The organism is Glycomyces artemisiae (assembly GCF_003002955.1).
GTDB lineage: Bacteria > Actinomycetota > Actinomycetes > Mycobacteriales > Micromonosporaceae > Glycomyces > Glycomyces artemisiae.
In genome coordinates this window covers 78,006-99,185 of sequence record NZ_PVTJ01000002.1, presented here as the reverse complement: position 1 = coordinate 99,185, position 21,180 = coordinate 78,006, and the positions used below count along the sequence as shown (strand labels likewise).

The window sequence follows — 21,180 nt, the reverse complement described above, 5'->3', positions numbered from 1 at the left end:
CGTGTTGCGCAGCGGCGTGGTAGCCGCGGGCGGCGCGGACGCGCCGCCCGCGGCCCGGGTCAGGCGAGGCGCTTCGCGCCCGTGCCTTCGAGCACCGCGAACAGCGCCACCAGGGCGGCCCCGCCGAGCAGCACGATCGTGCCCAGGACCGTCAGGTCCACCAGGCCCGTGAACGGCAGCGCCGCCAGGGCCGCCGCGGCCGCGGCATTGTTCGCCACCACGCCGATCACCTGTCCCCGCACCAGCGCCGGGTACCCGGCGACCAGCGCCAGGGCGGCCGCGCAGCCGAGCAGGTACACGCCGAGCGGCACCGACCAGGCCGGGCCGAGGCCCAGCAGCCGGTCGACCAGGGCGAACCCGGCGGTCATGAGGAGGCCGAAGGCCGCGCAGGCGGCGGCGTCCTGGCGCAGGACCGAGCGCAGGCGGGCCTCGGAAGCGGAGCGGGTGGTCGTCGTCATGAGATCCTCCGAAAGGGCGGGACCCGGGCGGTCGCCGCATGCCGACCATCGTCGGCGCGCCCGGTCCGGCCCGCAATGACCTCGGAGGTCATGGCCCCCGGTCCGGGCCGCGGATACGGTTGCGCCGTGACCGTCCAGACCCTCCCCGCGTTCGGTGCGCTCCTGCGGCAGTGGCGCGAGCGGCGCCGCCTGAGCCAGTTCGAGCTGTCCGTGCAGACCGGCGTCTCCGCGAGGCACCTCTCCCGCGTCGAGACCGGCCGCGCCGAGCCCAGCCGCCGCATGGTCCTGCGCCTCGCCGAGGCGCTCGGCGTGCCGCTGCGCGAACGCAACGCGCTGCTCGTGGCCGCGCGCTTCGCGCCCGAATGGGACGAGACCGACTACTGGGACGACCGGCTCGCCGTGGCCCGGCAGGCCGTCGGGATGATCCTGGAGCACCACGACCCGCTCCCGGCGGTCGTCGTCGACCGGTTCGGGAACCTCCTCGACTTCAACGGCGGCGCCGCCCGGCTCATGGAGGGCGTCGACCCGGCACTGCTCTCGGGCCGCGCCAACCTCGCCCGCGCGGCCCTGCACCCCGGCGGGCTCGCGCCGCGGCTGCTGAACTTCCGCGAAGTGCAGCAGTACTTCCTGGACCGGCTGCGCGAGCAGTTCGCCGTCGACGAGCACCCGGCGGTGGCCGCGCTCGTCGAGGAGGTCCGCTCCTACCAGCCCGTCGGCGAGGAAGACGGCCGGTGGGACGGGGCCGCCCCGAGCCCGATCGCGCTGCCCCTGCGGGTGCGCACCCCGCGCGGCGACCTGTCGATGTTCACGACGATCGCGACGTTCGGCGCGCCCCGCGACGTCACGGTCTCCGAACTCGCCGTGGAGCTGTTCTTCCCGCTCGACGACGCCACCCGCGAGGCGTTCGCCGAGCGCCCCTGAGCGACCGTGGCGGCGCCCATCGGGGCCGCGGAGGCCGCGCGGCCGGGCCCGCCGGGGGGCTAGGCTAGAGGGTCTGGAGCGGGCCGTCCGCGGGGGCGCGGCCGGGGGCCCAGCGAGGACAAAACCACAGGTCAAAGCGGGAGCGAAGCGTGTCGAACCAGTACGTCCACCTGCACGTGCACACCGAGTACTCGATGCTCGACGGAGCCGCGAAACTCAAACCCCTGTTCGCAGAGGCGCAGCGGCTCGGCCAGCCCGCGATCGCCATGACCGACCACGGCAACATGTACGGCGGGTACGCCTTCTACCAGGAGGCGAAGAAGACCGGGATCAAGCCGATCCTCGGCATCGAGGCGTACATCGCGCCGCAGGACCGGTTCCACAAGAAGCCCGTCTTCTGGGGCGAGCCGAGCCAGCGCGGCGACGACCTCTCCGGCGGCGGCTCCTACACGCACATGACGATGGTCGCGAAGAACTCGACCGGCCTGCGGAACCTCTTCAAGCTCTCCAGCATCGCGTCCTTCGAGGGCTACTACTACAAGCCGCGCATGGACCGCGAGCTCATCGCCCAGCACGCCGAGGGGATCGTCGCGACCACCGGCTGCCCCTCCGGGGAGGTGCAGACCCGGTTCCGGCTCGGCCAGCACGAGGCCGCGTACCAGGCGGCCTCCGACTACCGGGACATCTTCGGGCCGGAGAACTTCTTCCTGGAGATCATGGACCACGACAACCAGATCGACATGCGCGTCAAGAACGAGCTGTACGAGATGGCGCAGAAGATGAAGCTGCGGCCGCTGGTCACCAACGACTCCCACTTCGTGACCGAGGACCAGAAGTCGACGCACGCGGCGCTGCTGTGCGTCCAGTCGGGGACGACGCTCGACGACCCGAAGCGGTTCAAATTCGACGGCGAGGGCTACTTCCTGCGCTCGGCCGAGCAGATGTACGGGATCAAGAACGACGACCTGTGGCAGGAGGGCTGCGCGAACACGCTGCTCGTCGCCGACATGGTCGAGTCCTACGAGGACGTGTTCGCCGTGCAGGACCGGATGCCGGTCATCGACGTGCCCGAGGGGCACGACCAGGGGACGTGGCTGCGCGAGCAGGTGCGGGTCGGCCTGGCGGAGCGGTTCCCGGGCCGGGACGTGCCCGCGGAGTACCTGGAGCGGGCCGAGCTCGAACTGAACGTCATCATCAACGCGGGGTACCCGTCGTACTTCCTGGTGGTCGCCGACCTCATCTCCCACGCCCGCTCGGTGGGGATCTACGTGGGACCGGGCCGCGGGTCCGCGGCCGGTTCGCTCGTCGCGTACGCGATGAAGATCACGAACATCGACCCGATCGAGCACGGGCTGCTGTTCGAGCGGTTCCTCAACCCCGAGCGCGTGTCGATGCCCGACATCGACATCGACTTCGACGACCGGCGGCGCGGCGAGATGATCACGTACGCGACGGAGAAGTACGGGAAGGAGTTCGTCGCCCAGGTCATCACGTTCGGCACCATCAAGACCAAGGCCGCGATCAAGGACTCCGCGCGCGTCCACCACGGGCAGCCGGGGTTCTCGATCGCCGAGCGGATCACGAAGGCCCTGCCGCCGCCCGTGGCCGCCACGGACATCCCGCTGTCGGGGATCATGGACCCGGGCCACGAGCGGTACAAGGAGGCGCAGGAGGTCCGCAGCCTCATCGAGTCGGACGGCGAGGTCCGCACGATCTTCGACACGGCGCTGGGCCTGGAGGGGCTGATCCGCAACGCGGGCGTCCACGCGTGCGCGGTCATCCTGTCGTCGCAGCCGCTCGTGGACTGCATCCCCATGTGGGCCAGGCCGGACGGGTCGATCATCACCGGGTGGGACTACCCGTCGTGCGAGGACATCGGCCTGCTGAAGATGGACTTCCTGGGGCTGCGGAACCTCACGGTCATCGGCGACGCGATCGAGGCGATCAAGCTGAACCGGGGGATCGAGCTGGACCTGGACACGCTCGCGACGGACGACCCGAAGGCGTACGAGCTGCTGGCGCGCGGCGACAGCCTCGGGGTGTTCCAGCTCGACGGCGGGGCCATGCGCGAGCTGCTGAAGCGGATGCAGCCCACCGAGTTCAACGACATCATCGCCGTGAACGCCCTGTACCGGCCGGGCCCGATGGCCGCGAACTCGCACAACAACTACGCCGACCGCAAGAACAAGCGGCAGGAGGTCACGCCGCTGCACCCGGAGCTGGCGGACGCCCTGGAGGAGATCCTCGCCGAGACGTACGGCCTGATCGTCTACCAGGAGCAGATCATGCGCATCGCGCAGAAGCTCGCCGGGTTCACGATGGGGCAGGCGGACGTGCTCCGCAAGGCCATGGGCAAGAAGAAGCTCGACGTCCTGGAGAAGCAGTTCGCGGCGTTCGAGGCGGGCATGCAGTCGAACGGGTACTCCAAGGACTCGATCAAGACCCTGTGGGACATCATGCTCCCGTTCGCCGGGTACGCGTTCAACAAGTCGCACGCGGCCGGGTACGCGCTCGTCGGGTACTGGACCGCCTACCTGAAGGCGAACTACCCGGCGGAGTACATGGCGGCGCTGCTGACGTCGGTGGGCGACTCGAAGGACAAGGCCGCGGTGTACCTGTCGGAGTGCCGGCGCATGGGGATCACGGTGATGCCGCCGGACGTGAACGAGTCGCGGCACATGTTCCACCCGGTCGGCAAGGACATCAGGTACGGGCTCGGCGCGGTGCGCAACGTCGGCGCGAACGTCGTCGCCGGGATCATCGAGGCGCGCGAGGAGAAGGGCGCGTACGCGGACTTCAAGGACTTCCTCCAGAAGGTCCCGGCGGCGGTGTGCAACAAGCGGACCGTCGAGTCGCTCATCAAGGCGGGCGCGTTCGACTCGCTCGGGCACGCGCGGCGGGGCCTCGCCGAGGTGCACGAGAAGGCGATCGACGCGATGGTGTCGATCAAGAAGGAGGAGGCGCGGGGCCAGTTCGACCTGTTCGGCGGGATGATGGAGGAGACCACCGACACGCTCGGCGTGGACCTGACCATCGCCGACGACGAGTGGGACCGGCGCGACAAGCTCGGGTTCGAGCGGGAGATGCTCGGCCTGTACGTCTCCGACCACCCGCTCAACGGGTTCGAGCGGCTCCTGTCGTCGAACGCGGACCGGCCGGTCGCGGCCCTGCACGGCGAGGAGCTGCCCGACGGCGCGAACGTGCGGGTCGCGGGGATCCTCCAGAACGTCGCGAAGCGGGTCACCAAGCAGGGCAAGCTGTGGGCGTCCGCGACCCTGGAGGACCTGGCCGGCTCGATCGAGGTGCGGTTCTTCCCGAACACGTACGAGCTGGTGTCGGAGTCGCTCGCCGACGACCTCATCTGCTGCGTCAAGGGCAAGCTCGACCGGCGGGACGGCACCGCGCAGCTCATCGCGCAGGACCTCGCCGTCCTCGACACGACCTCGGGCCCGGAGTCGAACTCGGCGCCGATCACGCTCGCGCTGCGGGCCGCGTCGGTCAACCCGGACCTGATCGAGAAGCTCTCCGACACGTTCCGGACCCACCGCGGCGAGGCGCAGGTCCGCGTCCAGATCGCCAACGGGCCCAAGACGACCCTGCTGGCGCTCGGCGACGCGTGGCGGGTTCGGCCGTCCGTGGAGCTGTCCGCGGACCTGAAGGCGCTCCTCGGCGCCGGGGCCCTCATGGGCTGACCGCGTTTCGGGGACGGGCCCGCCGGGGACGGCGGGCCCGTCCGCGTTTGCGGCGCAGCGCTTCGCGGAGGATCATCGGACCGTGACCCAGACCCCCGTCCACGACCTCGGCGCGGCCTCGCCGAAGCGGCGCACCGCCGCGGCCCTGCGGTTCCTCACCGAGATCGCCGCGTGGGCCGCGCTCGGCACCGCCGCCGCCCAGGTCAACCTCGCCCTCGGGATCGCCGCGGTCGTCGTCGCGATCGCCATCCCGACCGTGTTCGCCACGCCCGGCGACAAGCCCTCCGCGATCGTCCCCGTCCCCGGACCGGTCACGGTCCTCATCCTCGCGGCGACCATGGCCGCCGGGGTCGTCTGCGCCTGGATCGCCTGGCCCGCATGGGCCGCGATCGCGTTGAGCGCCCTGACGGCGGCGTCGCTGGCCGCGGAGCTGCCGCGCTGGCGGTGGCTGCTCGCTCAGTAGCCCATCGCGCGGGACACGTGCTCCCATGCGTCCAGTTCCGCGGCCTGCGCGGCGAGGTCCCTGCGGATCGCGTCGACCGCCGTGTCCCCCAGGACGAGGCGCAGCGGCACCTCCTCGGCGCCGAGCGCCGCGACGATCGCCGCCGCGGCCTTCGCCGGGTCGCCCGGCTGGCTGCCGTCCGATGCCGGGAACGACTCCCGGAACCGCCCCACCGTGTCCTCGTAGCCCTCCACAGGCGCCGACTCGGTGTGCCCGCCGCTCGCGAACGACGTGCGGAACGCGCTCGGCTCCACCACCATCACGTCGATCCCGTGCGGCCGGACCTCCGCCGCGAGCGCGACGCTGAGCCCTTCGAGCGCGAACTTCGTCGCCGAGTAGGCGCCCACGCCGGGGAACGACGTGCGCCCGCCCATGCTGGAGAGCTGCACGATCGCGCCCGAACGGCGCAGCCGCATGTGCGGCAGGACCTCCCGGACCAGGTTCGCGGGCCCGAACACGTGCAGATCCATGAGGGACCGCAGCTCCGCGTCCGTGGTCTCCTCGACCGCGCCGAGGTGCCCGCGGCCCGCATTGTTGACCAGCACGTCGATGCGGCCGTACCAGAGCATGGTCTCGGCGACGACCGCGCGGATCCGCTCCGGGTCGGTCACGTCCAGGCGGACCGGGACGACCCGGCCCGGGTGCGCCGCGGCCAGGTCGCCGAGCGCCTCCGGGGTGCGGGCGGTCGCGACCACCGTGTCGCCCGCGGCGACCGCGGCCTCGGTGATCGCCCGGCCGAACCCGGCGGCGGCGCCGGTGACCAGCCAGACGCGGCCCTCGGCAGATCGCGTGGGAGGAGTGCTCATGGGGGTCCCTTCGTCGGTGCGCCTTTCAACGCCGGGCCCGCGCCGACCCCTCCCGCAATCTCATGTGACGCGCATCGCACGAAGGGCGGTCACATCGGCGTCCAGGCATCCGTCATGGAGGCAGAACCGCGAACACCGAGAAGGGAACACCGCCATGATCGTCCTGCCCCGCATCGAGAACCCCGCCCAGTACCTGCCCGTCGTCAACGAGATCGCCGCCGCCGTCAACAAGGTGAACGCCGACGGCGCCCTCCCCGCGAAGACCGCGTCGCTCGTGCACCTGCGCGTCGGGCAGCTCCTCGGCTCCAGCTACTTCACCGCCCGGCAGCTCGAAGCCGCCGACGACACCCCCGAGCGGCTCGGCGCCGTCGCCACCTGGCGCACCTCGCCGCTGTTCACCGACGCCGAGCGGGCCGCGCTGGCCCTCGCCGAGGCCGTCCACACCCCGAACCCGACCGGCGAGCGCGTCTCCGACGAGCTCGTCGACGAGGCCCGCAAGCACCTCACCGAGGAGCAGATCGTCGTCCTCATCGGGGTCCTCGGGCAGATCGGGTTCTTCACGCCGCTCGCGCTCATCGGCAGTCCCAAGGTCGGCGTCTCCTTCGCCGAGCAGTGGCAGCGTTAAGGGAACAGGAGGAAGGGCCCGCGCACCGCGCGGGCCCTTTTCCTTTGCGGCCGTAATGGAAAGGCTCAGACGAGGATGCCGAGGGTGAGCGTGGCGGCCGCCGGGACGAGGTACATGAGCGGGGCGACGAGCATCCCGTACGCGCGGGCCCGCGCCACGGTGACGACCGCGCCGAGGAAGTACAGGACCAGGCCGGCGCCCGCGGCGATGCCGATCCACGGGACGGCCAGGCCGACGAGGAGGCCGGCCGACCCGGCGGCCTTCGCGAGGCCCAGCCGGAACCACCACGACTGCGGGACGCCGTAGTGCCGCAGGGGCTCGACCACGTACGGGGCCTTCGCCCAGATCGAGTAGGCCGAGAACCCGGTCCAGAGGGCCGCGGCGACGGTGACGATGGTGTAGGCGATGCTCATCGGACTGCTCCGGTTCTGTAGGACGCTGTTGCCCGTGTGAACCGGCCGGGCCCGGCGATGTGACCGGCCGTGACCGGCGTCACCTGTCGGTGGCGGGCTCTAGTATTCGTCGGTGACACCGCAGATGCTGCCGATCCCCGCGGGGACCGCGACGCTCCACGACCGGCGGACCGAGCGCTCCTGGACCGCCGAGGTCGCGCCGTTCCGCCTGGCCGCCGTCCCGGTCACGCGCGGGCTGTACGCCGAGGTGCTCGGCGGTGCGGGCGCCGGGGACCTTCCGGCCGTCGAGGTGTCCTGGCTCGACGCCGTCCGCTGGTGCAACGCGCTGTCGGAACGCGAAGGGCTGCAACCGGTCTACGCGGGAGCCGAGACCGGCGAGAGCGATGCCGTCGTGTGGGACCGCGCCGCGGACGGCTACCGGCTGCCCGCCGAGGCCGAATGGGAGCACGCCTGCCGGGCCGGGACCGCCGGGCCGCGCTACGGCGGCCTCGACGCGATCGCCTGGCACCGCGGGAACTCCGGCGAGCGCCTCCACGAGGTCGCCGGGCGCGAGCCGAACCCGTGGGGCCTGTACGACATGCTCGGCAACGCCTGGGAGTGGTGCTTCGACGTGTACGACCGGGAGGTCTACCGCGACTACCGGGTCATCAAGGGCGGCGGCTGGTTCGACGAGCACTGGTCGTGCCGGGCCGGGGTGCGCCGCCGCACCATGCCGGTGCTGCACATCGACGACCTCGGCTTCCGCCTCGCCCGCAACGCCTGAACGCCTGGGGTCCCGCCGGGCTCGTCGCCGCTAGGACCAGTTCGCGCGCCGGGCCGCCCGCCGCAGCACCCGCAGCAGCAGGGGGCCCGTGAGCACGAGCAGCACCGCGGTCGTCGCCGCCCGTCCCACGTCCCAGCCCAGCGACGTCGCCAGGGAGTACGCCAGCAGCCGCGGCAGGTTCTCGCCGAGCCCGCCGCCCGGCACGTACGCCAGCTCCCCCTGCGTGATCGCGAACGGCCAGAACGACAGGTTCATCAGCAGCCCGTACGCCAGCGACGCCGCCACCCCGTAGACGACGAGCAGCGCCAGCTCCCCGGCCCGGCCCGGCCGCGTGTCCGGCGTGCGCGGCAGCAGGCCCGCGCCCAGGCCCACGAACGCCGCCGCGAACATCTGGTACGGCATCCACGGCCCCACCCCGCCCGTGAGCAGCGCCGACGCGAACAGGCCCGTGCACCCCAGCAGGAACCCGAACCCGGCCCCGAACACCCTGCCCGCCAACACGATCAGGAAGAACACCGTCTCCACCCCGGCCGCCCCGGCCCCGAACGGCCGCACCGCCGCCACCACCGCCGAGAGCACGCCCAGCAGCGCCACGGCCCGCGCGTCCAGGCCGCCGCCGGCCAGCTGCACCACCACCGTCGCCGTCACGAGCGGCAGCAGCAGTGCGAACAGCCAAGGGCCCGACGTGGTCTCCGTCAGCGCCCCGCCCGGCGCCGCCAGCAGCGGCCACGACATCGCCACCAGCCCGAACCCCGCCGCGAGCGCCAAAGCCACCGCCGCTCGCCGATGCACGGCGGGCCGCGCGGCCGGGCGCGCCGCGGGCCGGACCTCACTCACCGTCGCGCCCCAGGGCCGCGGCGACCTCGGCGACGGTCTGCCAGCCGGGCAGGATCTTCTCCACCTGCGGCGCGAACATCGGCGACGCGGCGGTGATCTGCCGGGCCGGGCCGTCGGCGACGACCTCGCCGTCCGACAGGACCACCACGCGGGAGGCGAACTCGGCGCAGAACTCGACGTCGTGCGTGGACACGACCACGCAGTGCCCGGCCTGCGCGAGGGCTTTCAGGCGCGCGGCGAGCGCGGCCTTCCCCGGGTAGTCGAGGCCGCGGGTCGGCTCGTCGAGGAGCAGCAGGGGCGGTGCGGCCGTGAGGGTCACGGCGAGCGCGAGCGCGAGGCGCTGCCCTTCGGACAGGTCGCGGGGGTGGGTCTCGGGGTCGACGCCGTCGACGAGGTCGTCGAGGATCTTCGCGCAGGCGCCCTTGGGGGCGCCGCCGTCGGCGTCGGCTCCGGCGCATTCGGCGGCGACGGTCTCGGCGTACAGCAGGTCGGCGGCCTCGGCGGGCACGAGCCCGGCGAGGCGGCGCCGCTCCCCGGGCCTGCGCGACGCGGGGTCGGCGCCCGCGATGGCGACGGTCCCGCCGGAGCGCTTCCCGGTGCCCTGGAGCGCCCACATGAGGCTGGACTTCCCGGACCCGTTGCGGCCCATGAGGGCGATGCGCTCGCCGCGGCGCGCGACGAGGTCGATCCCGGCGACCGCGCGCACCCCCGGGTAGTCGACCGTGACGCCCCGGGCCTCCAGCAGCGGCGGTTCCAGCGATGCGGACGGGACGGAAGTGTCGGTGTGTCGCGCTACGGTTCGGGCACGTTCAGTGATGGTCGCGCGGAGTCCGGCGGCGTGGCGCCGGGCCTCGCGGATCGTCACCGGCGGGCCGGGCCATCCGGCCAGCCGCCCCAGGCCGACCACCGGGGGAGCGACAGGGGACTCGGCGAGCACCTCGCCGAGCGGACCGGCGGCGACCTTGCCGCCGTCGAGAAGGAGGGCGGAATCTGCATATTGGACGACCCGTTCGAGCCGGTGCTCCGCCAGCAGCACCGTGACGCCGAGGTCGTGGACGAGCCGGTGCAGCACTGACAGCACCTCGTCGGCCGCGGCCGGATCGAGCGCCGACGTCGGCTCGTCGAGCACGAGCGCGGCCGGGCCCGCGACCAGGGCCGCGCCGATCGCGACCCGCTGGCGCTGACCCGACGACAGCTGCGCGAGCGCGCGGTCCCGCACGTCGGCGAGGCCCAGCAGATCGACGATCTCGGTGACCCGCTTGCGCATCGCCGCGGGCGCGATCCCGAGCTGCTCGGCGGTGTAGGCGAGTTCGAGCTCGACCTCGTCGGTGACGAACCCCGCGAGCGGGTCCTGGCCGACGTAGCCGACGACGTCGGCGAGGTCGGCCGGGGTCGCGGTGCGCACCTCGCGCCCGGCGACGGCGATGCGGCCGTGCATGTCGCCGCCGGTGAAGCGGGGCACGAGCCCGTTGACGGCCTTGAGGAGCGTGGACTTCCCGGCGCCCGTCGGGCCGACGAGCAGGCAGAACTCGCCCTCGGGGAGCGCGAACGACACGTCGTCGAGGACGGGCGCCGCCGGGACGGTCCGGCCCGCGCCGGTCGGGGCTGCCTCGTAGGCGAAGGTGACGTGCTCGAACACGATGGCGTCGACGGTCATCGGGTGCCTTCCGTTGCCGAGGTGTCGGTGCCCGAGCCGCCTCGCGGCGCCGCGGATTCGGCGTCCGCGGCGGGACGCCGCCCGCCTTGTGGTGCGCCGGTGCCGACGCTCGAAGCGGGCTGCCGGTCGCCGCCCGGTGTTCCATCGCCGTTGCTTGCCGGAGCCGCGGCAGCGGCCTCCGCGCGGGCCGGGGTCGGGGTGCGCTCGTGCGCTTGCCGGGCGGCGCTCTCGGGCGTCGACGGCACGAGGAATGCGGGCGCGGCGGCGAGGAGGACTCCGGCCGCGGCGTACAGGGGGAGCGGGGGTACATGGAGCGGCGCGGTCGCGGGCCACAGGGCCGCGGGTTCGAGGGCGAGGCTCGCCACCGAACCGGCGACGGCGGCCGCGCCGGAGGCGGCGACCGCCCAGTCCTTGAGGCCGAAGCGGTCCGGGCGGTACCTGGTGTGCGGCACGCGCCGGGACGCGAACGCGATCCCGAAGACCGCGGCGGCCGCGCCGACCGCGAGGACCGCCCACGCGAGGGGCGCTGGAGTAGCGGTGCCGAGGAGCGCGTACGCGCCCGCGCACAGGCCGAGGAGCCCGGTGAGGAGCGCGGCGCCGGTGGCGCGGCGGGCCGGGGCGGGCACGCCCGCGGCGCGCCCGTACCCGCGGGACGCCATGGCCGCGGCCAGGTGCAGCGACCGGTCGAGCGCCTCGTGCAGCACCGGCGCGACGACCGTCCGCATGAGGTTCGCCGGACTCCGGCTCGTGTTGCCGCGCAAGGCCCTCGCCCGCCGGACCCGCCCGACCGACGCGACCAGCTGCGGCGCCACCGACAGCGCCACGACGACCGCGACGCTGACCTCGTACAGCGCGGCCGGAACCGACCGCAGCAGCCGCCGCGGACTCGCGAGCGCGTTCGCCGCGCCCACGCACACGAGCAGCACCGCGAGCCGCATCCCGTCGTACAGGGCGGCGAGCGCGCCCTCGGCGGTGACGTCGCCGCCGAGCCGGAACCCGGCCGCCCACTCCGGGAGCGTCGCCGACGGCAGCGTGAACAGGACCGTCGGCCCGTCGGAGCCGCCGAAGACCACATAGAACGCCATGCGGACCGCGACCGCGCTCAACCCGATGTAGAGGAACACCCGGTACGCGCCCGACCAGGGCTCGTCGCCCCGGCAGAACGCCACCACGAGCCCGGCGACCGCGGCGATGAGGAGCAGCAGCCACGGGTTCGCGGTGCGCCCCGCGGCGGTCGCGAGCAGCAGCGCCCACGCCCACCAGGCGACGGGGTGGGCGGTGCGGCGGCGCATCGGGCCGGGTCCGGTCGGCACGGTCAGGCGCGCCGCTGCCGGAGCCGCCACGCCGCGAGCACGCCGATGACGGCGAGCACGGCCACGGCGATGATCCACGTGTACGACGACCCGCCGGACTCCGGCTCCGACCCGGCCTCCGATGCGACGGCGTCGCCGGGCGCGAGCGCGGGCGGCGCGGAGCCGTCCCCGAACGCCCAGCCTTCGACGTCGCCCGCGTCAGGAGTCGCGTCGGCGCCGCCGACCATCGAGTACGTCCACTCCTCGTCCCCGGCGTTCGCGTGCCAGTACGACCAGTACGCGTCCGCGGGAGGTGAAGCACCGCAATCGGTCGCGGGCAGCGCGTCGATGCTGCACACCATGCCGCGGATCGCCGCGACCTCCGTCACCGCGAACCCGGCCTGCGCGAGCGCGTCGAGCCCGTCCGCCGGATCGGCGGCGCACCCGGTCCGCAGGTCGTCGAGCTCGCCGAAGTCGACGACCACGGTCACGCCTGCGCAGGCGTCCTGCGCCGCAGCGGGGGCCGCGGGCGCCACCGGCGCGGCGGCCGCGAACAGCGCCGCGAGCGCCACCGCGCGCACGCGCAGCCAGCGCCCGCCTGAGTGGCGGGCGCTGGCTGCGCGTCGTTCGCGAAGGGACACGGGAGGGACTACTTGTCCTTGCCCTCGTCGGTGTCCTCGCCGGCCGCTTCGTCCGAAGCGGACCCGCCGGAAGCCGCGCCGTCGGCGTTCGGCCCGGCGGGCGCCGCGGCGCCCGCCCCGCCCGAGCCGCCGCCGCGGCGCGAGCGCAGCGCGAAGACGACGATGAGCGCGGCGATGACGACGACCGCGGCGATGATCGCCCAGGGCAGCCAGGAGGCCGAACCGGACTCCTCGTCGTCGGCGGCCGTGGTGGCGCCGTCGCCCGCGTCCGCGGACTCGCAGTCCACGGCGGGGACGTCGGCGGCCGAGCCGGAGGCGTCGAGCGTTGTAAGGTCCTGGCCCGAGACCGGGACGATCGCCTGCGCGGTCGCCAGCAGGCGCGTCGCCTCGCCGAAGTCGGCGTCCTCGGGGTTCGTGTACATGAACGCGCCGGGGGCGGCGCCGTCGCAGCCGAACTGGAGCGTCAGCAGGAACGCGACGGCCCGCTCGGCCGCCTCGGGCCGGTCGGCCGCGAGGAGCGCCTGCGCGGCCATGGCCGTCGAGTTCGCGTTCTCGCCGAACCCGCCGTCGAACCCGCCGTCCTCGGCCTGCGCCGCCTCCAGCCAGGCCACGGCCGGCTCCAGGGACGCCGCGGCCGGGTCGCCGAGGGTCGTGAGCGCCGAGACGGCCAGGCCGGTCGTGTCCGGGTCGGAGACGCAGTCGTCGCCGCCGTCGACGTCGCCGAAGCTGAAGCCGCCGTCGGGGCACTGGACCGCCGCGAACCCGGTCGCCGCGGCCTCGCCCGCGGGCGTGTCGGTGCGCGAGAGGCCGAGGACCGCCCACGCGGTCGACAGGGCGGTGCCGTCGCCGTAGGTGCCGTTCGCGGCCTGCGCGGCGGCCGTCTCCTCGGCGAGCTTGATGCCGCCGAAGTCCGTCGGGTCGCCCCCGGCGGTCGCGACGGTGTACATGACCTTCCCGGCCGACCCGGCGTTGAACCCGGCGCCGCCCGCGGCGGTCGTGTTCACGTACGGGTCGAGGACCGCGGTGTCGTTGAGCCATTCGAGCGCGGTCTGCACCTGGTCGCCGCCGACGCGGGCGGCCTGGAGGCCGATGACCGCGTCGAGCGTCGTCGCCGGGTCCTGGTTCCAGGCGGTCCCGTCGGACTGGGCGGCCAGCCAGGACGCGGCGGCCGCGGCGGGCTCGGCGAACGGCTGCGACGACTGGGCGTGCGCGGGCGACGCCGCGAGCAGGGTGACGGGCAGGGCCGCTGCGATGAGCACGCGGCCGGCAAGGTGGCGCATTGCCTGACCTTTCCTAGAGCGAGTGGGTCTTCGGGCAGGCGGCTGCGCCGCAAGCGCCTGTAGACCACGACAGGCGTTGACATTTCCGTTGGGCGCGGCGGGTATTCGGGCTCACGCGGGTGGACCGGGCAGGAGCAGAAGGGTGCCCGGTTGTCGCATTTCGCGACCGCGACTACCGTTGCGGGTCAGCGCCGGCCTTTCACCGGACTTCCCCCGCCAGACGCCTGTTCAGTTTGCGCTCATTCTCGCCGCTGCCCCTGGGGGTGTCAAGCCGGGCGCCTGCGCAGTGCGACCGTTCACTCGCGCCTCGTGAGTCAACTCCCGCCTTGCGGTTATTGACCCGTAGCACCGGGTGTCGATACGGTGCTCAACGTGAGCAGAAATAAGAACCCCGATTTGGACAGAGTCCTTCGCGCTGCGACACGGGTGTTCCTGGACCGCGGGTTCTCCGCGACCTCCATGTCGGACCTGGTCGCCGCCACCGGCATGAACCGCGCCGGGCTCTACGCCGCGTTCGGGTCCAAGCACCAGCTCTACATCACAGCGCTGCAACGATATAGGGACGACACCGAGCCGGAGCTGCGCGCGATAGCCCGCCGCGCGACAGCTCGCGAAGCCGCCGACGACGACCCTGCGGACGCGCTGCGGGCCGTCGCCGAGATCCTCGACGTCGTCGTCAGGCACTCGAAGGAGGGCGGGTTCGTCGTCCGCGCGGCCGTCGAGCTCGCCGACGACCCGGCCACGATGCGCCGCGTCCAGGACGCCTGGACCGACCTCGAACGCGACCTCGCCGCGATCCTCGCCCGCGCCGTCGAGCGCGGCGAGCTCGACCCCGCCGCCGACCCCGGGCGGCTCGCGCGCACCGCCCTCGTGTTCGTCCAGGGCGCGCTCGTCACCGGCCACGCCGACGAGGACGACTCCCGCCTCGCCGACGCCGCCGCGGGCCTCGTCGACCTCCTGGCCTCCTACAGGCCCTCGGCCACCGCCGCGCCGATCCGCAGCCAGGCCGCGGACGACGCCTTGCTCAACGAGTCGTAGCGGATCGGCTCGCCCGAGTCGAGCAGCTTCTCGTACGGCGCCAGCAGCACCGCCCGGGTCCGGGCCGCGAAATGCCGCTGCACCGCGGGCAGGTCCACGTCCTTGCGGTGGGCGGGCATCGACACCACCGACACCGCGCCCCGCACCAGGTCCCGCCGGCCCGTCTGCTCCAGGTGGTCGAGCATCCTCGCGGCGGTCTCCGCCGAGTCGTTCCGCGCCGACATCGTCACCACCAGCTGGTCGGTCGCGTCGATCGCCGCCTGCCAGTTCTGGGCCCGCACGTTGTTCCCGGTGTCGACGACGATGAGCTTGTAGAACCGCGACACCGCCTCCCGCAGGTCCCCGAACGACTGCGCGGTGAGCATCTCCCCGGCCGTCGCCGACTCGTCGGAGGCGAGCACGTCGAACATCGCGCCGCCCTGGGCGCGCACGTACTGCGACAGGTCGCCGATCCGCCCCGTGGGCCCCTTGAAGTGGTCGAGGTCCCGCAGCAGGTCGCGGACGGTGCGGACGTGGAAGTCCTGCTGGGCGCGCATGCCCAGCGTCCCCTGCGTCTCGTTGTTGTCCCACGCGAGCACGTACCCGCCGCGGTGGCGCCCGAACGTCATCGCGAGCATGAGGACCGCGACGGTCTTCCCCGCCCCGCCCTTCGGGTTCACGACGGTGATCTGGCGCAGGCCCCCGAAGTTGCGGCGCACCGTCTCGACCGCCCGCTGCCGGGCGCGCTCGCGCGGGCCGGGCGGCAGCGCGACGGCGCCGAAGCTCAACCGGTGCAGCGCCCCGCGCAGGCCCGTCTCGGCGACCGGCGGGCGCGGCGGCACGACCCGCCGCGACGCGAAGTCGTCGGCGGTGACGCCGACGCGCTCCAGCGCACCGGCGTGGTCGGGGAACACCGGCACCGGGACGTGCGGCGACACCGGCGGCACGCCCTGGGACGGCGGCGACGGCCAGCCGTCCGGCGCGGCCTGCTGCGGCTGCGACGGGGTCGGCGACTGCGGCTCCGCGGGCATCGGCATCGCGGGGGGCGGCGGCGCGCTCGGCACGTGGTCGGTGGTGCGCGGATTGTGGACGGCCTCCGGGCCGGCCGCGTACTGCGCGTTCACTTCCGGCGGTGCGAACGGAGACCAGGCGGGAGCATCCGGCCGGTGCAGAGGAACGGTGTCCTCTTCGGTGTGCTCCATCGGGACTCCCAGCGTGAGACGGCGGTTACCCGCCTATTGTGTCCCATCCGTTCGTGTCCGCGTGGGAACTCCACGTGGTCGGACCGCGCGTGCTACAGCAGTCGCGGCTGCTCAGGGCCCGAGCGCAGTTGCGGGACCATCCCGAAAGGACTGAACAATCCCTGGTCCACATCGGCCAGGAGCGGCGATCCGGCACCGGTGTGGGAGACGTAGGCGAGGTCGCGGGTCCGGCCGAGCGCCACGTACAGCTCGCGGCGGGCCGCGGCCGTGTTCGGCCAGTCCTCGGCGGTCACTCCCGTGAGGCACACCACGCGGTACTCGCCGTCGGCCGCCTCGGCGACCGACAGGCCGTCCGGCCCGATGACCGCGAGCTCGCCCTCGGCGACCCCGAGGTCGGCGAGCCGCTCGGTCAGGGCCTCCACGAACCGCTTCTCGTCGTCGGCGTCGACCGCGAAGTACCGGCCGATCCCCGAGCCCTCCAGGGCGGGTCGCTCGGGCTGCACGAGGCGCCCCGGGACGCGGCTGATCGGCTCGACCACCTGCGAGGCGGCCACGAGGACCGCGGCGGGGCTGCGGTGGTTGCGCGACAGGCGCATCACGTGCGCCTGCGGGAACTGCTCGCCGAACGCCGCGAACGCGGCCGGTTCGCCCGCGCACAGCGCCGAGTCCGGGTCGCCCGTGGCGGTCACGTCCGCCTCCGGCCCGCGGTGCTCGGTCAGCTGCCGGAACAGCCGCATCGGCATCCGCGGCAGGTCGTCGATGAACAGGTGCCCGAGCTCGGGCGGGGAGGCGGCGGTGAAGTCGTCGAACTCGGCGACGGTGATCGCGGCGGCCTCGCGCCCCAGCAGCGTCCTCAGCTCCCGCCTGATCCGCGCCGCGCCCGCCGTCGAGGCGGCCAGCACCAGGCACTGCCTGGCGGGCACGCCCAGCTCCTGCACCAGGTACGCGGTGCGGCGGATGAGCAGGTGGGTCTTCCCGGTCCCGGGCGAGGCGTTGATGAGCAGCGGGCCGCGCCCGGCGGACGCGGCGACGCGCTGCATCGCGTCGAGGGAGTCGAGCAGGCCCGCCCCCACTTCGTCCATGCCGGTGAGCAGCGGGGCGGACTCCAGCCACGGGTCGGGCGTCCGCGTCGTCAACGCCGGCTCCGGCATCGGCACGGACTCGCGGACGTACCGCGAATGGGGCCGGTGCGAGCGGCGCCGCCGCTCGCCGGTGGTCCGCATGTCGGCCGAGAGCTCGAACAGCGGGGACGCCACCTGCGGCTGCTTTCGTTCATCAGGACGGCGCACACATGCATCCTCGCAGACACGCACCGCCCCCGAGCCAGCGGCTCCCGCCCCCGACCCGGACGCGCACCCCCGCACGGCTTGCGATCCCCGCCCGAACCGGCCCGGAACCGGGCCGCACCTGCGAACGCGCACCGTGTCGGACCCGGAGCGTACGGTCATGGAAAGGGGCCGCGGCGCGGGACAAATCCGGAAAATCCGCTTTCACGTTCCGGCCCGCACCCGGACCGGGCCCGCCTCACCCGCCCGCGAACGGCGGCAGCACCTCGACCACGACCCCCGCGGGCAGCACCGTCCCCGGGTCCCGCGCGGCCAGTCCGTCCACCAGCAGCGTCGACGCCGACAGGACCTTCCCCAGGACCGGCCCGTGCCGGCCCTCCAGGACCGACTTCAGCTCCGCGACGTCGGCGGCGCTGACCTGCTCCTCGCCGCGCCCCGCGGCCGCCTTCGCGCCCGCGAAGTACCGCACCGTGACCACCCTCAGCCCCCGATCGCCGACATGGGCCGGGACGGCTGGAGGAACGACGGGTCGTCGATGCCGTGCCCGGGCAGCTTGCCCCACATGGCCTCCCGCCAGCGCCCCGCGACCTCCGCGTCCGAGGCGCCCTCGCGCAGGAGCCCGCGCAGGTCCGTCTCGCCCTGCGCGAACAGGCAGTTGCGGACCTGCCCGTCGGCGGTGAGGCGGGTGCGGTCGCAGTCGCCGCAGAACGGCCGCGTCACCGAGCCGATGACGCCGACCTTCGCGGGCCCGCCGTCGACCAGCCACGTCTCGGCCGGGGCCGACCCGCGGTGCGCGGGGTCGGGCACGAGGTCGAACTCGGCGCGCAGCGCATCGAGGATCTCGGCGGCGGTGACCATCTCGTCGCGGCGCCACACGCCCGCCGCGTCGAGGGGCATCTGCTCGATGAACCGCAGCTCGTAGCCGTGTTCGAGCGCGAACCGCAGCAGCGCGGGCGCCTCGGTGTCGTTGACGCCGCGCATGAGCACGGTGTTGATCTTGACGGGCGCGAGCCCGGCGGCGGCCGCGCCCGCGATCCCGGCGAGGGTCGCGTCGAGCCGGTCGCGCTTGGCGAGGGCCTTGAAGGTGTCGCGGTCGAGCGTGTCGAGGGAGACGTTGACGCGGTCGAGCCCGGCGGCGACGAGCGTCGGCGCGAGCTTGTCGAGGCCGATCGCGTTGGTGGTCAAGGAGATCTCGGGGCGCGGGTCCAGGGCGGCGGCCTCGGTGACGATGCCGGCGAGGCCGGGGCGCAGGAGCGGCTCGCCGCCGGTGAAGCGCACTTCGCGCACGCCGAGGTCGCGCACGGCGATCCGGACGAGCCGGGACACCTCGTCGTCGGTGAGCAGGGTCGGCTTCGGCAGCCACGGGAGTCCGGCTTCGGGCATGCAGTAGGCGCAGCGCAGGTTGCAGCGGTCGGTGAGGGACACGCGCAGGTCGGTGGCGACGCGTCCGTGCCGGTCCCGCAGGGCGCCGGGGCCCTGGGCGCTCGCGGGGGCCGCGGAGCCGGGTGCGGGGATCGGTGCAGGCATGGTTCGAGCGTAGTCCCCCACTATGACAGTTTCGTAAAGTGAGACACGAGTCCCATCAATTGGGAGCGGTAGGCGCGGCCGAAGAGCGTGGTGTGGACCAGGAGCGGGAACAGCTGGTGCAGCGGGGTCCGCTCCTCCCAGCCGTCGGCGAGCGGCGCGGCCTCGGCGTACGAGGCGAGGATCGTCTCCAGCAGCGGGGTCCCGCCCCACAGGCGCAGGTTCGCGAGGTCGGTCTCGCGGTGGCCGCCGTGCGCTGCCGGGTCGATGAGCCAGGCCCGCTCGGCGCCCCACAGGACGTTGCCCCACCACAGGTCGCCGTGGACGCGGGCGGGCGGCTCCTCGGGCCCGGCGAGGCCGCCGAGCCGGGACGCGAGCCGCTCCACGGCCTCGACGTCGGCCGCGTCGAGGGCGCCGTTGTCGCGGGAGGGCTTCAGGTACGGGGCGATCCGCTTGGCGGCGTACCACTCGGCCCACGTCGCACCGGCCGGGTCGTTGTCCATGAAGGTCTCGCCGATGTAGCCGCGCCAGGGCGCGCCGAACCGGTCGGCGCCCGCGGCGTGCATCCGCGCGAGGTCGCGGCCGAGCGCGGCGGCGTGCCCGGGGGTCGGGGCGGCCGGTTCGATCCACGGCTCGACGAGCATCCCGTCGTCGGCGTGTAGGACCGGCACGACCGCCTCAGTGGCTTCGCCGAGCCAGCGGAGCCCGTTGGATTCGGCGGCGAGGTAGCCGGGGGCGCGGCCCTCGGCGAACTTCGCGAACAGGTGGGTGCCGTCGTCGAAGGTGAGGCGCTGCGCGGAGGCCGATCCGGCGCTCGGGGTCTCCAGGGGCATCGAGAAGTCGTTGGCCTTCACCGGGGTCGTGCGCACCCGCTGGTGCTCGATGAGCTGCGGCAGCAGGCGGAGGTCGCGGCGGTCGGGGGCTTCTCTCACCGTTTCAATGTAACCGAGTCCGGTGCGCGCCGAACGGAACCGGGCCGGACCGCGAAGCGGTCCGGCCCGTCGGGTGTCCGGGTGTGGCTCCTGAAGCGAACGTCCAGTTCAGAGGCGTTGTCGGTGGCAGCCGGTACGGTCGTGTCGGTCGGACGGCCCGGCATGCGGGTGCCGGGCCGCCCGACCGGCCGAGGAACCGTTGCGGCCGCTCTAGCCGAGCTTCGCGGCCACGTAGTCGATCGCCTCGGTGAGCTTGGCGGTGTCCGCCGGGTCCACCGCGGGGTAGGTGGCGATGCGCAGCTGGTTGCGGCCGAGCTTGCGGTACGGCTCGGTGTCGACGATCCCGTTGGCGCGCAGCACCTTCGCGATCTCAGCGGCGTCGACGCCCTCGAAGTCGACCGTGGCGACCACGTTGGAGCGGAGGGAGGGGTCGGTCACGAACGGAGTCGCGAACGTGCTCGCGTCGGCCCACGAGTAGATCGCGCCGGCCGACTCGGCGCAGCGCTTGGTCGCGGCGTCGAGCCCGCCCGCGGCGTTGAGCGCGTCGACCTGCTCGGCGGCGAGCACCACGGTGGCCACGGCCGGGGTGTTGTAGGTCTGCTCCTTGCGGGAGTTGTCGATCGCGGTCTTCAGGTCGAGGAACGCGGGGATGTACCGGCCGGACGCGGCGATGCGCTCGGCGCGCTCGATCGCGGCGGGGCTGAGGACCGCGATCCACAGGCCGCCGTCCGAGGCGAGGCCCTTCTGCGGCGCGAAGTAATAGCAGTCGGTCTCGGTGAGGTCGACCGGCAGGCCCGCGGCGGCGGAGGTCGCGTCGTGGAGCATGAGCGCGCCCGGGTGCGCGACGCGCTTGACGTCGACGGCCACGCCGGTGGAGGTCTCGTTGTGCGGGGTGGCGTAGACGTCCACGTCCTCCTCGTAGGAGAGGTACGCGGCGGTGCCGGGCTCGGCGGTGACGATCGTCGGGTCGCCGAGGTGCGGGGCGATCTTGATGGCCTTCGCGAACTTCGACCCGAACTCGCCGAAGCTGGCGGCCTGGGCGCGGTCGTCGACGAGGCCGAACACGGCGACCTCCCAGAACGCGGTCGCGCCGCCGACGCCGAGGACGACCTCGTACCCGTCGGGGAGGCCGAAGAAGTCGGCGAGGCCCGCGCGCAGGCGCCCGACCTGCGACTTGACGGCCTTCTGGCGGTGGGAGGTGCCCATGACGGACCTGCCGAGACCGGACAGCGCGCTCATGGCCTCGGACGGGACCTTGGAGGGTCCGGATCCGAAGCGCCCGTCGGCGGGCAGCAGCGCTGCGGGGATGGTGATCTGGTCGGTCACGGTAAG

Annotated in this window: 19 protein-coding genes, 1 pseudogene and 1 riboswitch; of the genes and pseudogenes, 6 read left to right on the top strand and 14 right to left on the bottom strand. The window is 73.8% G+C overall.

The window, feature by feature from the left end; genetic code table 11:
• Positions 1-59 precede the first annotated feature (59 nt).
• The gene (locus B0I28_RS04920) at positions 60-458 is read right to left on the bottom strand and encodes a hypothetical protein (RefSeq protein ID WP_106362708.1); all 399 of its coding nucleotides are present in this window, start codon (positions 456-458) and stop codon (positions 60-62) included.
• A 126-nt stretch (positions 459-584) separates the two neighbouring features.
• Here B0I28_RS04920 and B0I28_RS04915 point away from each other — a divergent pair, with 126 nt between their 5' ends.
• The 3 genes from B0I28_RS04915 (at position 585) to B0I28_RS04905 (ending at position 5,534) form a co-directional block, all read left to right on the top strand.
• Positions 585-1,379: a helix-turn-helix domain-containing protein gene (locus tag B0I28_RS04915; protein ID WP_219926576.1), complete on the top strand. Its 795-nt coding sequence runs from the start codon at positions 585-587 to the stop codon at positions 1,377-1,379.
• A 149-nt stretch (positions 1,380-1,528) separates the two neighbouring features.
• Positions 1,529-5,071 carry a DNA polymerase III subunit alpha gene (gene dnaE / locus B0I28_RS04910; RefSeq protein WP_106362706.1) on the top strand — a complete coding sequence of 1,181 codons (3,543 nt, stop codon included), beginning with the start codon at positions 1,529-1,531 and terminating at the stop codon, positions 5,069-5,071.
• A gap of 82 nt (positions 5,072-5,153) precedes the next feature.
• Complete coding sequence (locus B0I28_RS04905; protein ID WP_106362705.1) at positions 5,154-5,534, top strand: DUF2568 domain-containing protein; 381 nt, start codon at positions 5,154-5,156, stop codon at positions 5,532-5,534.
• Here B0I28_RS04905 and B0I28_RS04900 read toward each other — a convergent pair.
• Entirely contained in the window at positions 5,528-6,379 is an 852-nt protein-coding gene (locus B0I28_RS04900) for an oxidoreductase (protein WP_106362704.1), read from the bottom strand. The genes B0I28_RS04905 and B0I28_RS04900 overlap by 7 nt on opposite strands.
• Before the next feature lie 154 nt (positions 6,380-6,533).
• Here B0I28_RS04900 and B0I28_RS04895 point away from each other — a divergent pair, with 154 nt between their 5' ends.
• A complete protein-coding gene (locus B0I28_RS04895; protein ID WP_106362703.1) occupies positions 6,534-7,004 on the top strand; it encodes a carboxymuconolactone decarboxylase family protein in 471 nt (156 codons plus the stop codon).
• Between the two features lie 65 nt (positions 7,005-7,069).
• Here B0I28_RS04895 and B0I28_RS04890 read toward each other — a convergent pair whose 3' ends face one another.
• Positions 7,070-7,417, bottom strand: a complete 348-nt coding sequence (locus B0I28_RS04890; RefSeq protein ID WP_106362702.1) for a DoxX family protein — start codon at positions 7,415-7,417, stop codon at positions 7,070-7,072.
• Positions 7,418-7,541: 124 nt separating this feature from the next.
• Here B0I28_RS04890 and B0I28_RS04885 point away from each other — a divergent pair, with 124 nt between their 5' ends.
• Positions 7,542-8,180, top strand: a complete 639-nt coding sequence (locus tag B0I28_RS04885) for a formylglycine-generating enzyme family protein (protein ID WP_106362701.1) — start codon at positions 7,542-7,544, stop codon at positions 8,178-8,180.
• Between the two features lie 30 nt (positions 8,181-8,210).
• Here the strand turns inward: B0I28_RS04885 and B0I28_RS04880 are convergent, their stop codons facing one another.
• The 5 genes from B0I28_RS04880 to B0I28_RS04860 are packed head-to-tail and all read right to left on the bottom strand — an operon-like array spanning position 8,211 to position 13,887.
• On the bottom strand, positions 8,211-8,954 hold the full coding sequence (locus B0I28_RS04880; RefSeq protein ID WP_245888885.1) for an ECF transporter S component family protein: 744 nt from the start codon (positions 8,952-8,954) through the stop codon (positions 8,211-8,213).
• Between the two features lie 55 nt (positions 8,955-9,009).
• Positions 9,010-10,674: an ABC transporter ATP-binding protein gene (locus B0I28_RS04875; RefSeq protein WP_106362700.1), complete on the bottom strand. Its 1,665-nt coding sequence runs from the start codon at positions 10,672-10,674 to the stop codon at positions 9,010-9,012.
• Positions 10,671-12,017 carry a CbiQ family ECF transporter T component gene (locus B0I28_RS04870; protein ID WP_245888884.1) on the bottom strand — a complete coding sequence of 449 codons (1,347 nt, stop codon included), beginning with the start codon at positions 12,015-12,017 and terminating at the stop codon, positions 10,671-10,673. Before B0I28_RS04870 ends, B0I28_RS04875 begins: the two co-directional genes overlap by 4 nt.
• Positions 11,990-12,607, bottom strand: a complete 618-nt coding sequence (locus B0I28_RS04865; protein WP_146147971.1) for a hypothetical protein — start codon at positions 12,605-12,607, stop codon at positions 11,990-11,992. Before B0I28_RS04865 ends, B0I28_RS04870 begins: the two co-directional genes overlap by 28 nt.
• Positions 12,608-12,615: 8 nt before the next feature.
• Positions 12,616-13,887: a prenyltransferase/squalene oxidase repeat-containing protein gene (locus B0I28_RS04860; protein ID WP_106362698.1), complete on the bottom strand. Its 1,272-nt coding sequence runs from the start codon at positions 13,885-13,887 to the stop codon at positions 12,616-12,618.
• Between the two features lie 79 nt (positions 13,888-13,966).
• A riboswitch (cobalamin riboswitch) is annotated at positions 13,967-14,123 on the bottom strand.
• A 160-nt stretch (positions 14,124-14,283) separates the two neighbouring features.
• Here B0I28_RS04860 and B0I28_RS04855 point away from each other — a divergent pair.
• Positions 14,284-14,925, top strand: coding sequence for a TetR/AcrR family transcriptional regulator (locus B0I28_RS04855; protein ID WP_219926574.1), 642 nt, complete (start codon positions 14,284-14,286; stop codon positions 14,923-14,925).
• On the opposite strand, the pseudogene B0I28_RS04850 reads toward B0I28_RS04855, so the two are convergent.
• From B0I28_RS04850 to serC, 6 genes and pseudogenes are all read right to left on the bottom strand, one after another.
• A pseudogene (locus B0I28_RS04850) lies at positions 14,853-16,127 on the bottom strand (MinD/ParA family ATP-binding protein); the annotation flags it as partial. The gene B0I28_RS04855 and the pseudogene B0I28_RS04850 sit on opposite strands and share 73 nt — an antisense overlap.
• Positions 16,128-16,198: 71 nt before the next feature.
• Positions 16,199-17,362 (bottom strand): UvrD-helicase domain-containing protein, encoded by a 1,164-nt coding sequence (locus B0I28_RS27595; protein WP_219926572.1) that lies wholly within the window; start codon positions 17,360-17,362, stop codon positions 16,199-16,201.
• Between the two features lie 268 nt (positions 17,363-17,630).
• A complete protein-coding gene (locus tag B0I28_RS04840) occupies positions 17,631-17,861 on the bottom strand; it encodes a MoaD/ThiS family protein (RefSeq protein WP_245888883.1) in 231 nt (76 codons plus the stop codon).
• 11 nt (positions 17,862-17,872) lie between these two features.
• Positions 17,873-18,919 carry a GTP 3',8-cyclase MoaA gene (moaA, locus tag B0I28_RS04835; protein ID WP_106362696.1) on the bottom strand — a complete coding sequence of 349 codons (1,047 nt, stop codon included), beginning with the start codon at positions 18,917-18,919 and terminating at the stop codon, positions 17,873-17,875.
• Between the two features lie 20 nt (positions 18,920-18,939).
• A complete protein-coding gene (locus tag B0I28_RS04830; protein ID WP_219926571.1) occupies positions 18,940-19,848 on the bottom strand; it encodes a fructosamine kinase family protein in 909 nt (302 codons plus the stop codon).
• Positions 19,849-20,058: 210 nt separating this feature from the next.
• Entirely contained in the window at positions 20,059-21,174 is a 1,116-nt protein-coding gene (gene serC, locus B0I28_RS04825; protein WP_219926570.1) for a phosphoserine transaminase, read from the bottom strand.
• Between the last annotated feature and the right edge of the window lie 6 nt (positions 21,175-21,180).

Bases quoted from the DNA above. Each gene is read 5' to 3' on its own strand.
- B0I28_RS04920 (WP_106362708.1), bottom strand. From the start codon at position 458: ATGACGACGACCACCCGCTCCGCTTCCGAGGCCCGCCTGCGCTCGGTC.
- B0I28_RS04900 (WP_106362704.1), bottom strand. From the start codon at position 6,379: ATGAGCACTCCTCCCACGCGATCTGCCGAGGGCCGCGTCTGGCTGGTC.
- B0I28_RS04895 (WP_106362703.1), top strand. From the start codon at position 6,534: ATGATCGTCCTGCCCCGCATCGAGAACCCCGCCCAGTACCTGCCCGTC.
- B0I28_RS04890 (WP_106362702.1), bottom strand. From the start codon at position 7,417: ATGAGCATCGCCTACACCATCGTCACCGTCGCCGCGGCCCTCTGGACC.
- B0I28_RS04885 (WP_106362701.1), top strand. From the start codon at position 7,542: ATGCTGCCGATCCCCGCGGGGACCGCGACGCTCCACGACCGGCGGACC.
- B0I28_RS04875 (WP_106362700.1), bottom strand. From the start codon at position 10,674: ATGACCGTCGACGCCATCGTGTTCGAGCACGTCACCTTCGCCTACGAG.
- B0I28_RS04860 (WP_106362698.1), bottom strand. From the start codon at position 13,887: ATGCGCCACCTTGCCGGCCGCGTGCTCATCGCAGCGGCCCTGCCCGTC.
- moaA (WP_106362696.1), bottom strand. From the start codon at position 18,919: ATGCCTGCACCGATCCCCGCACCCGGCTCCGCGGCCCCCGCGAGCGCC.